Here is a 10,750-nt window from a genome sequence, read left to right as displayed (position 1 = left end):
CCCGGGGGATGCGATGCGTTCTTCTGTGCGCGGGCGCGCCACCCCCTCAGCGACCGCGCTGGTTGTTGAGCTTGGCGGCGCGCTGCGAGCCCACGTGAGCTTCCACGCTGTTGGCTCCGTTCTGCCGCAGGATCTGGGAGGCCTCCTCGATCCGGTTGGTGTCGGTCTGCACCACCGCCAACATCTTACCGGCCTTCAGCTCCTGCTCGAAAGCGCGCCCCCGATCTTCGGGGATGCCGATGTCCAGGAGGCCGCCCGCCACCCCACCGGTTACCGCGCCACCGAGGGCGGCAGCCAGCGGTCCGGCAGCCACGACGGGCCCGATACCCGGAATGGTCAGGGCCCCGATGCCGGCCAGGAGGCCTGCGATGCCGCCCAGGGCTCCGCCCCAGGTAACCCCCTCGTCTACGTCGGCCCCTACCTCGAAGTCACCATCCCGGTCCCCGCCGCCACCTCCCCTTTTCGCGTCACCGCGCGCCAGCACCGAAATCTCGTTATCCCGGAAACCCTTGTCCCGCAGCGCTCGCACTGCCTTCTCGGTTTGTTCCCGGGTGCCAAAGACGCCAATGACCGTTGCCACCTTCGACCGACTCCCTTCGGCTCGTGCGCCTTGCTCTCGGCAGGTTTAGTCTCTCCCCTGCCGAGACGGGTATGCCCTCCGGTGGCTCATGGCTTCCCAGGTCGACAATGATGACGTCCCGGCCTACTTTCAGGACCCGGCTCCAGGGGATCACCACCTCGCCATGACCCCTCCACCCCCTGCGAACCGGGATCACCAGCGCTTCGATCTGGCCTTCCCGCAGATCCACGACGAGATCGGCCTCCCGGACCGGCCCCCACCGGACCCCCTGTGAGAGGTCCACGATCTCCTTCCCGACCAGTTCGCTCATCAACATGGCGGCGTCGAACGGACCCTTATGCGAATCGCCAGGCGGTCATGACGAGAAGCGACACAGGCTCATCGTAGAAAAGGTCCAGCCGTCCCTCGTCCCACCGGCCCAGGCGAAACCCGATGGTCACGAAATCGCCCAGGGACCAGCCGGCCTCGGCAAAAACGTAGGGCCGGGGAACAGCGCCGCTCCACTTTCCGGCGACCCGTACGCCAGGGGGCGGCCACCCGCGGGAGCTGGTCCCGGGCGGCGCCCGCCCAACCTCCAGCCGGACGATGCCCGGGTCCGGCCTCCAGGCCGTCCTGACGTACCATCCGCCGCCGGGCCGCACCTGCCCGGCCCACTGCACGCCGGCGTCAGCGTCGAGTTCCAGCGCAAGCGAACCGGTCTTGCTTTCGTAGCCGACGCTGAAGTCCGACCTGAAGGACGCCCCGTCGGCCGCGGCCAGTTCGGCCGCCAGCCCGAAAGCCAGTGCTCCTGAGCCGGCGCGGAGGGTCAACCCCGCTTCGGCTTTGCCGCGCGCTCGCCCGCTCACGAGGTCCTGCGTCGCCTCGCCGGAAACCCACCCTCCGACCGGCCCTTTCCCCCTGGCCCACGACCACCGCCCCTCGACGGTGGCGCGGCCACGGGCAGGCGCTCTTTCTCCCCAGAGGGGAGAGTCAAACGCGGGGCTGAGCGCGTATCCTTCCAGCCGCCACCCGGGGCGCGCGCCGGCCTTGCGCAGGCGGACGAACGCCGCCCACCCGTTTTCGACGGTGAGTTCGTCCCCATCCCGCTCGGCCCGCTGGGAGACGCCGACCTCGGCCGTCAGTTCCGTCCCCGTTGCGGGCTTGAGACGAAACCCACCGGCGAGAGCGGCCTCCACACGGCGCACATCGATGGGTGGCCGAGTGACGAAGTCCAGCCGGTGCAGGCCCGTATCGGCCACCACCACCTGTGCTTCTGCGTTGCCCGACCCCAACCGCAGGGCCCAGGCGTCTCCGGCCACGCGTCGCGCGTGGGTGTACCAGAGAGGAGCCTGCCGTACGCAAAGCGCCCCAGCCTCGAACCGCCCCGACGTCAGGCGGGCGGCCCAGGCCCGCGTCGCTTCGTCCAGGACGGTGCCGTCCACGAGCCCGAGGGCCCCCGGAAAGTCCGGGTAACGCTGGCCACGGCTCACCTCGACGTGTGCGGACCTCTCTGGCCCCTCCCACCCGAGGCTCCCGTAGGAGACGAGAAGCTCGCTCTCGGCCCGCTTTCCCACGGGAACGGCACCGGCGGACGCCCCGCCCAGCTGGAGGGTAATGCCTGGCTGTCCACTTGCCCCGGCGGAGAGCCTCAGTTGCCACGACGGCCTTGCGTCCCCGCCCTCCCCGGGCCACAGCCATCCCACCCACAGGCCGGAACCGTCCCCGGCATGGGCTCCGGCTTGCGCTGCCGCAGCCACCGGCGCGCCGGAAAGGAACGGGGAAAAGCAGGCGAAGACAAGCGCGGTCACAACCGAGAAAGACGGGCCAAGCCGAACGTTCGACACGGCGCCACCCCCTGGCCGGTGGTCACCAACACAGTTAGAGAGGATGGCGCCTGTTTCCTCTCACTTAACCAACCGTCAAGGGTGAATAAACAGGGGGGCGAGCCGCGCTCAGACGGCCTCGGCCAGCCGTACCTGCGTCTTCCAGGGAACCGGCCCGACGGCGGCGTACGCGTACCGGTCCGGAACGAAGACCCGGGCAGCCAGTTCGTGAACCTGTTCGGCGGTGACCTGCTCGATGCGCGCCAGCACCTCGTCGGGGGCCAGGTAAGGTTCCCCGGAGAGTTCTGCCCTGGCAAGCCGGCTTGCGCGGTGGCTCGTGCTTTCCAGGCTCAGCATCAGCGAGCCCTTGAGGTGTTCCTTGGCCCGGCGGAGCTCCTCCGGGGAGATCCCCGACGCCGCAACGGATGCGAGCTCGCGCTCCACGAGGTCCAGCACGGCTGCTGCCTTGTCCGGGCTGGCGCCGGCGTAGACCGTGAAGTACCCGACGTCGGAGAGGGCAGTATGATAGGAGTAGGTGGAGTAGACCCAGCCCCGCTCTTCCCGCAGTTCCTGGAAGAGGCGGGAACTGACGCCGCCGCCCAGCACGGTGTCCAGTAGCATCATCGGCCACTTGTCGGGGCTCGCTGCCTGAAGGCCAGGCGCACCGACACAGAAGTGGGCCTGCTCCGTCTTCTTGGACCGCACCAGCCACCGGTAGCCGCTCTCCACGGCCCCCGAGCGCCTCGGGGGCTCTCCCGGCGAAAGGGCGCTGAAGTAACGCGCCACCTGCTCGGCGAGGCGGTCGTGGTCAAGGCGGCCGGCCGCTGCCACCACCAGCCGCCGGCCGGTATAGTGGGCCCGCACGAACGCGCGGATCTGCTCCGGGGTGAGCGATTGTACCGACTCTTCGGTACCCGCGACCGCCCGCCCGGCAGGGTGCCGTCCCAGCGCGGCCTGGGCCACCAGGTCGTGGATGATCTCGTCCGGGGTGTCCTCGTACATCCGGATTTCTTCCCGGATGACGCCCTTTTCCTTGTCCACGTCCGCCGGATCCATCTTCGAGTGCAGCAGCATGTCGGCCAGCAGGTCCACGGCTTCGTGGAGGTGTTCGTCCAGCACCCGGGCGTAGTAGCACGTCTGTTCCTTGGTGGTGAAAGCGTTGAGCTGTCCCCCGATGGCGTCGATGCGCTCGGCGATCTGCCGAGCGCTCAGGCGTTCGGTACCCTTGAACATCATGTGCTCGATGAAGTGGCAGATGCCCTGTTCGCCAGGCGCCTCGTCCCGGGATCCCACGTCGACCCAGAAGCTGACGCTGGCCGAACGCAAATCGTCCATCGCCTCGGTCACAATGCGCACGCCGTTGTCCAGAACCGTCCTGCGTATCGTCGAACCCAAGAACCCGCCTCCTCGCTCGCAAACAGCAGTGTCCGGTGCCCGGTCTGCCGGACAACCGCCCAACATTATAGCCCTCCCGCCAGAACCCCGCACGGTAAGGGAGCGCCAGGCCCGTCACGAATCGCCACCGCCGCCTGCCATTCCCAGAAGGCGGCAGAGGGGTGGGGTCGTATGGGAGCCCCGGGCGCTGGTAGCCCTCACACTGCCCCGCAAAACGGAGGAGTGGGCGTCACCCTTGTCCCAGAAGGCCGTAGCCATTGCCGTTGCCGTCATCATGTACCTGCTTGCCAACGCCGGGACGCCGCCCTCGGGCACGCCCCCGTCCGGCGGCGCGCTGCCCCCCTCTCAACCCCCCGCCCCGGGCGAAAGCCGGCCTGGCATGCTGCAACCTGCCGTCGTAAGTGCCGGCGAGGCGGTGCTCCGCGCCGGCCCGGGCACCTCGTACGACCCGGTCGTGACGGTGCCCAGGGGAACCGCGGTGACCATCCTCTCGCAGCAGGGCGACTGGTATCGGGCCGAGCTCCCCTCAGGCACGACGGGCTGGATCTGGAGGCCACTGGTCGAGCTCTCCCCGTGGTCCCAGCAGCCGCCGCCTTCCCGGCCCGTCAGCGGCCGCGCCGTGGTCGGCTACTACGTCGATGAGCCCTACAACCCGTCGTACGACTCCATGATCGCCAACGCCGATCGCCTGACGGCCATCGCCCCGTGGGCTTGGGTGGTGGCTGCGGACGGGAGCGTTCAGCCCGCCGGCGACGCGGCGGCGCTGGGGCGGGCGCTCCGGGCGGCGGGGAGCCGGCGGCTTTCTACCTACGCCCTGGTGCATAACTACCAGAACGGCACCTTCGACTCCGACTCCGTCCACCGCCTGCTTTCGGACCCGCAGGCAAGGCGGCGCGCCGTCGAAAACCTGGCGCTGGAGGCCGCGCGCTACGGGGTCACCGGCATCAACCTCGATTTCGAAAACGTGCCTCCCTCCGACCGCGAGGCGCTCTCGGCCTTCGTGCGGGATCTGGCCGAGCGCCTGCACCGGGACGGGCGCAAGCTGACCGTCGCGACTCCCGCGAAGTCCTCGGACGGCCCCGCCAGCGCCCACTTCGCGGCGTTCGACTATGAGGCGCTTGGCCGCTATGCCGACGGTGTCTGGCTCATGACCTACGACCAGCACTACCGCACGGGTCCGCCGGGCCCCATCGCCTCGGTGGAGTGGGTGGAAAAAGTCGTCCGATATGCCGTCTCCCGCATACCGTCGCACAAGATCCTCCTCGGCCTGCCGGCTTACGGCTACGAGTGGGGCGATGGGGAAGCGGCCCGGGCTCTGACGTATGCCCAGGCGATGAGCCGTCTCGATCGCCTCGGGGCCACTTTGCGCTGGCATCCCACGTACAAGGTGCCGTACTTCACCGTCGGCAGCCGGCAGGTCTGGTTCGAAAACCGCTACAGCGCCGGCTACAAGCTCCTCCTGGTGGGCCGCTACGAGTTGGGCGGGATCGCCATCTGGAGGCTGGGCCAGGAGGACCCCGGGATGTGGGACGTCATTGCCCGTTCCCTGTGAGGCCGCTGTCCGGGCCGGCGAGTTCGGCCTCGTGGAGCGCGGCGACGAGCCGCCCGACCGGGACCAGCGTCAGGTTCCGCCTGCGCAGGAGATCGATGACGTCCGGCAGGGCCTCGACGGTCGGTTCGGTGGGGTGCATCAGGATGATGGCGCCGGGGCCGGCCCGCCGGGCCACTCGTTCCAGGATCTGGTCGGAAGGCGGGCGCTGCCAGTCGATGGTGTCCACGCTCCACATGACGGTGTAGTGGCCGGCGCCGGCGGCGACGCGGGCGATCCGACCGTCCACCTCTCCGTAGGGGGGCGCAAACAGTACGGTGCGCTTGCCCGTCAGCCGCTCGAGAAGCCTGGCGTTTTCCCGGACCAGCCAGTCCAGTTCCTCGTTGGTCAGTTCTGCCGGGTGATAGTGGTCGACCCCGTGGTTGCCAATCTCGTGGCCCTCTTCGGCGATGCGCCGGGCCAGGTCGGGGAACTGCTGGGCCCACCGGCCGGTCAGGAAGAACGTGGCCTTCACCCCGTGGCGCTGCAGCTTATCGAGCATGGCGGGCAGCACTTCTTCACCCCAGTCCACGTTCACCGCCAGGGCGGCCCACGGTCGATCGGACGGCCCCCGGTAGACGGGTTCCACGTGACGGCGGCTCGGAGGGGGTACGGCCCGCAGGAGGGCCAGCCCCGCACGGTACGGCCGGTCCACGATGCCGAAGGCCCGGGCGAGAAGTACGGCGCCGGCGATTGACACCGCCACGACCAGGCCCTGGCGCAGGCGCCGGGCGTCGATGGCCCACACCATCACGCCGCTCCGATGGGCCGGCAACGGCATCGCCTTTATTCCCCCCGTTACGCGGACCACGAGACCCGGCCCCGCCCCTTGCGGCCCTAGTGTCGGGGCTGGGCCGGTGGCTGCGGCGGCCGGTCCGGCGGTCGCGGCGGCTCAGGCGGCTTGGGTGGCTGCGGTTTGCGCCGCTGCACGCCGGAGTGCGGCTCGATGATGTAGTGGCTGTGGTAGATGAGTTCGGAGATGGGTACGATGCGGAATCCTCGGGCCTTGAGCACCGGAATCAGCTGGTCGACCGCCTCGGGCGTGTTGGCTCCGTCGTTGTGGAACAGCACGATGTCGCCGGGCGCCACACGGTTGATGATACGTTCCACGATGGAGCCGGCGCTCAGGTTCTGCCAGTCCAGCGAGTCTACCGACCACTGGATGGTGTAGTAGCCGAGTTCGCTTGCCACCTCGATGACCGCGTCGTTGTACTCGCCGAAGGGCGGCCGGAACAGGAGCACCCTGGGCCGGCCGACCAGCGCGTCGATACGGCGCTGGTTCTCCTCCAGCTCCCACCGGATCCGATCACGGGAGAGCTGGGCCAGGTGCGGGTGCGTGTAGGTGTGGTTGCCGACCTCATGGCCCTCGGCCACGATCTTGCGCACGTACTCGGGGTTCTTGTCGACCCAGTTGCCTCCCAGGAAGAACGTCGTCTTGACGCCGTGCCGGCGCAGGATCTCCAGGATCCGGTCGGTCCGGGTGGTGCCCCACATGGCGTCAAACGAGACGGCGATGCGGGCGTCCTGAACATCCACCTTGTAGATGGGTACGAGGCGCGCAAGGAGCAGGCGCGATACAACCGCTACCGTCTGCCCGCCGACCAGGTAGGCGATCACCGAACCTGCCCAAAGCGCGATGGCCAGCTTGAGCCACACGCGCAGGGCCCGTATGCGACCCACCATCGCCCTGCCCCTCAGGGGCAACTGTATCGGGGCAGGGCTTTGCCTAGAACCGCGTGGGCGCCGCCATCAGAGGGTGAACACGTGGCGGCCGATGCGCAGCAGAACCGGGCGAGTGGCCCAGAATTCGGGCGTGGCGGTCTTCTCGGGGTTATAAAAGTAGAGCGCGCCGCCGGTGGGGTCCTCTCCCGCGAGGGCCCGGTCCGCGGCGGCAAGGGCCGTGGGCCCCGGGCGGGTCGAAAGCAGCATCTCCCGCGAAAAAGGGAACTGCCCGGGCTGCATCAGCACGCCCGCGATCGTATCCGGAAAGCTCGGGTGCCGAACGCGGTTGAGCACCACCGCGCCCACCGCCACCTGACCCTCGAACGGCTCGCCCCGAGCCTCCAACCAGATGATGCTGGCCAGCAGGTGCCGTTCCTCGGGAGTGGCCGCGGCGGGGGCCGGAGCGAGGCGCCCGGTCGACAGGGCCGGAAGGGCGGGGGCGTCGAACGTGGCCGGCCCCTCTTGCGCCGGGGCGGGAACCCGAATCACCTGCCCCACGCCGATGAGGTCGGGGTTCTCGATGCCGTTCAGGTCCTGCAGCACCCGCACCGTCGTTCCGTGGCGCCTGGCAATGGAAAAGAGGGTGTCCCCCGGCTCCACCACGTAGTACCGGGTGCCGGGCGCAGGCCGGGCGGGCAGTTGTCCGGCGGGCAGGGTGTCGACTGTCCGGGCGTCGCCGGCCCGGGCCACGGTGGTTTCCGGCCGCGCGGTCTCAGCCTCTGGCACCTGCGCGGCGGGCGCCTGGGGCAGCGCCGGCGGCCCGGCCTCGGTACGGGCCCGCTGCAGGGCAAGTGCCCCCAGGGCGACGGCCAGCACCAGGATCACGGCGACGAGGTTTCGATCCATGCGGCGACCTCCCGTACCAGGCGTTCGGCAGGTGCGACCACCGGGGCAGGGCTTCGAGGAAGCGCACCCGATATGGCCGGGTGAGAAGCCTCCGGTCGGCCACCACCACAGCGCCACGGTCATGCTGGGTGCGGATGAGCCGTCCGAAGCCCTGCCGGAACTTGAGGACGGCCCTTGGAAGCGCCTCCTCCCAGAAGGGGTTGAAGCCGTGCTGGCGCAACCGTTCCGCCCTGGCCCTGTTGATGGGGTGGTCGGGCACGGGGAACGGAAGGCGGGCGAGCACCACGCACGAGAGGGCCGCCCCCGGGACGTCGACCCCCTCCCAGAAGCTGTCGGTCCCAAGGAGTACCCAGCCCACCCCCTCCGAACTCCGGAAGGCCTCCAGCATCTGGGTGCGCGGCCGGTCCCCCTGACAGAGCAGCTTCAGGGCCTGCCCGCCCAGGCGCGTTCGCAAGAGGCTCGAGGTTTGGGCAAGGGTGCGGTACGACGTGAATAACGCGAACAGCCGTCCGCCCAGCGCCAGGGACAGGTCGGCCACCAGGTCCGCCAGGCGGCGCGTGAAATCAGGAGAGTCCACTTCGGGCAGGTCGGACGGAAGTGCCACCATGGCCTGCCGGCGGAAGTCGAAGGGTGAAGGGATGACGCACTCGACGATGCCGGCCTCGCTTGTCATCACGCGAGGCTCGCCGCAACTCCCGATGACCGCGCGCAACACGCCCCACTTGTCGACTTCAGGGGCCTGTGGGCCCTCGTCCTCACCATCGCGCGGCGGCGAGTCCTGCTTGCCTATGCCCCCCTCAGGCGACGCCGGCAGCCCCAGCCGGCGCCGGATGGAACTGAAGCTTCCCCCGCCGGCAAGCGTCGCGCTGGTCAGCACGGCGGCCCGAACCGTCCCCAGAAGCTCGCCCGCGAGCACCGGCCCCACGTCCAGAGGCGCAGCCTTCAGGGTCACCTCGCGTCCCGGCCCGGTCTCGACCCAGTAGACGTATCCCTCGTCGGCCGCTTCAAGAAGCGCCTCGATCTTTTCGCGGTTGCCCAGGGCCCACCGGGCGAGAGAACGCAGTTCGGTGACCCGCTCCTCGCCCTCTGCACCTGTGTCGAGCGATTCAATCTGGTCCGCCACGCTCTCGGCGGACCGGGCAAGCTGCTCCAGAGCTGCAAGTGCCCGGGATAGGATGGCCTCCGGCACCAGGCGTTCTCCGTCGCCGGGAGAGAGGGCAAGCGTCCGGCCGCTCTCTCCTGCCTCGCTTCCCATCTCGTGCGCGGCCCGGCTCAACGAGTCGAAGAGCCGGGCCGCGGCAGCCAGCGCCTCCGCAGCGGCGCCGGCGAGGCCCGCGGCCTTCCCCCTGGCCAGCCTCTGCAACCGCCCGATGAGGGCGCCCCGCCCGACCTCGTACCCAAGGTGGGCGGCCGCCACGTCGTCGAGGTGGTGGGCCTCGTCCACCACCAGGTAGTCGAAGGAGGGAAGGACGGCCGCGTCGGCCGCGTCGGTCTGGCGGCGGAGCACCAGGTCGGCCATCAGGAGGTGCTGGTTGGCCACGATGAGCTGGGCCTGGAAGGTGTGCCGCCTGGCTGCGAAGTAGAAGCAGCTCTCGTAGAAGGGGCACCGGCGGCGCGTGCACCGCTCGGGGTCGGCCGCGACGAACGCCCAGGTGTCAGGGCCCACCTCCGGTGGCAGATCCGAAAGACTCCCCGTGGGCGTTTCCCCTTCCCAGCGGGAAAGCGCCTCGACGGCGCCGTCCGGGATCCCCCCGGCAATGCCTTCGAGGAAGCCGTGGCGCCCCTCCCGAAGGCGCTGCAACCTCAGCCGGCAGAGGTAGTTTCCCCACCCTTTGGCCACCGCGGTGCGGACCTCCCGCCCCAGCGCCTGCCGCGCAACGGGAAGCTCCCGGGTGTTGAGCTGCTCCTGCAGGTGAATGGTGTAGGTGGCCACGACGGCCCTGGTAGCAGGCCCGGCCTCGGAGAGGTGGATCAGCAGCGGCAGGAGATATCCCAGCGACTTGCCAACGCCCGTCCCGGCTTCGACGAGCGCCACGCCGCCTTCCTCGAGCCGGCGTGCGACCTGGCGCGCCATCCACTCCTGCTGCGGCCGCCGCTCGAAGCGGCGGCCCAGGGCGTGAGAAAGCAAGCCCTTCTTCGAAAAGACGGCCTCCAGGTCGCGCGGGTGCCCCAAGAACGTGCCGCCGCCTCTCCTCCTGGCACACGCCCGGCACGCCCGCGCGCCGGGAGCGGCGGTGGGGCTAGCCGGGCAGGGGCATCTTCGCTTCGGTCCGAGCTCGTCCCTGCCTCAAGCGAAGCCGAATGCCGCCCTGCCGCCGGCCGAGGCGGCCGTCGAGGAAACGGCTCAAAGACCACCGGTCGAGGGCGGCGTTGAGGGCGAGCAGAGCGGCCGTCCACGCCAGGAGGCCCCGCACCGAGAGACTCTCCCCTGCGGCCCATCCCAGGGCAGCCCCCAGGGCGTTGGCGCCGGCATCTCCCAGCATGACCTCGCCCCTGCGGTCGAACGGCATGAAGCCCAGCGCAGCGGCGGCCAGCGGGAGCCCGGCAAGCCACAACGCCCGCCGTTCTGGCGGCGACGCCAGGCCCACCAGGCCGAATCCGGCCAGGTAGGCCCCCAGCGCCCGCCCCGGGGCCGTGTCCAGCTGGTTCAACGCGTTGGCCCCCAGCACGGTGCTGGCAAACGCGAGGATGGAGCGCGCCGTTCCCTGCTCCCGCACTCCCCCGGCCGCTGCGCCCGCCGCCGCAAAGGAGATGAGAGCGGCCTTCAGTATGCCGGTGGTCGGGCGCCCGTCGCGCAGGCTCTGCCAGTGCTGGCGC

The 10,750-nt window shown here is 70.0% G+C and carries 10 protein-coding genes; 1 reads left to right on the top strand and 9 read right to left on the bottom strand.

Annotated elements, in window-relative coordinates; all coding sequences use genetic code 11:
• Positions 1–46: 46 nt before the first annotated feature.
• The 4 genes from AB1609_07480 to AB1609_07465 form a co-directional block, all read right to left on the bottom strand.
• Positions 47–580 carry a hypothetical protein gene (locus AB1609_07480; protein ID MEW6046309.1) on the bottom strand — a complete coding sequence of 178 codons (534 nt, stop codon included), beginning with the start codon at positions 578–580 and terminating at the stop codon, positions 47–49.
• Positions 495–890 carry a YlmC/YmxH family sporulation protein gene (locus AB1609_07475; protein ID MEW6046308.1) on the bottom strand — a complete coding sequence of 132 codons (396 nt, stop codon included), beginning with the start codon at positions 888–890 and terminating at the stop codon, positions 495–497. Before AB1609_07475 ends, AB1609_07480 begins: the two co-directional genes overlap by 86 nt.
• A 25-nt stretch (positions 891–915) precedes the next feature.
• Positions 916–2,403 (bottom strand): hypothetical protein, encoded by a 1,488-nt coding sequence (locus tag AB1609_07470; GenBank protein MEW6046307.1) that lies wholly within the window; start codon positions 2,401–2,403, stop codon positions 916–918.
• Between the two features lie 108 nt (positions 2,404–2,511).
• A complete protein-coding gene (locus AB1609_07465; GenBank protein MEW6046306.1) occupies positions 2,512–3,777 on the bottom strand; it encodes a pitrilysin family protein in 1,266 nt (421 codons plus the stop codon).
• Positions 3,778–4,012: 235 nt separating this feature from the next.
• On the opposite strand from AB1609_07465, the gene AB1609_07460 reads away from it, so the two are divergent.
• Positions 4,013–5,329, top strand: a complete 1,317-nt coding sequence (locus AB1609_07460; protein ID MEW6046305.1) for a glycosyl hydrolase family 18 protein — start codon at positions 4,013–4,015, stop codon at positions 5,327–5,329.
• Here the strand turns inward: AB1609_07460 and AB1609_07455 are convergent.
• From AB1609_07455 to AB1609_07435, 5 genes are all read right to left on the bottom strand, one after another.
• Positions 5,310–6,140 carry a polysaccharide deacetylase family protein gene (locus AB1609_07455; GenBank protein MEW6046304.1) on the bottom strand — a complete coding sequence of 277 codons (831 nt, stop codon included), beginning with the start codon at positions 6,138–6,140 and terminating at the stop codon, positions 5,310–5,312. The two genes, AB1609_07460 and AB1609_07455, sit on opposite strands and share 20 nt — an antisense overlap.
• Before the next feature lie 62 nt (positions 6,141–6,202).
• A complete protein-coding gene (locus AB1609_07450) occupies positions 6,203–7,048 on the bottom strand; it encodes a polysaccharide deacetylase family protein (protein ID MEW6046303.1) in 846 nt (281 codons plus the stop codon).
• Positions 7,049–7,114: 66 nt separating this feature from the next.
• Positions 7,115–7,903 carry a cell wall hydrolase gene (locus AB1609_07445; protein MEW6046302.1) on the bottom strand — a complete coding sequence of 263 codons (789 nt, stop codon included), beginning with the start codon at positions 7,901–7,903 and terminating at the stop codon, positions 7,115–7,117.
• Entirely contained in the window at positions 7,800–10,106 is a 2,307-nt protein-coding gene (locus tag AB1609_07440) for a helicase C-terminal domain-containing protein (GenBank protein MEW6046301.1), read from the bottom strand. The genes AB1609_07445 and AB1609_07440 overlap by 104 nt, the downstream gene beginning before the upstream one ends.
• 67 nt (positions 10,107–10,173) lie before the next feature.
• Positions 10,174–10,750: hypothetical protein (locus AB1609_07435; GenBank protein ID MEW6046300.1), on the bottom strand; the 577-nt coding region annotated here is incomplete at its 5' end.

This window comes from Bacillota bacterium, assembly GCA_040754675.1.
Taxonomy (GTDB): Bacteria; Bacillota; Limnochordia; order Limnochordales; family Geochordaceae; genus Geochorda.
Note: the sequence above shows the minus strand (reverse complement) of the source record. Positions and strands in the feature narration are given on the sequence as shown.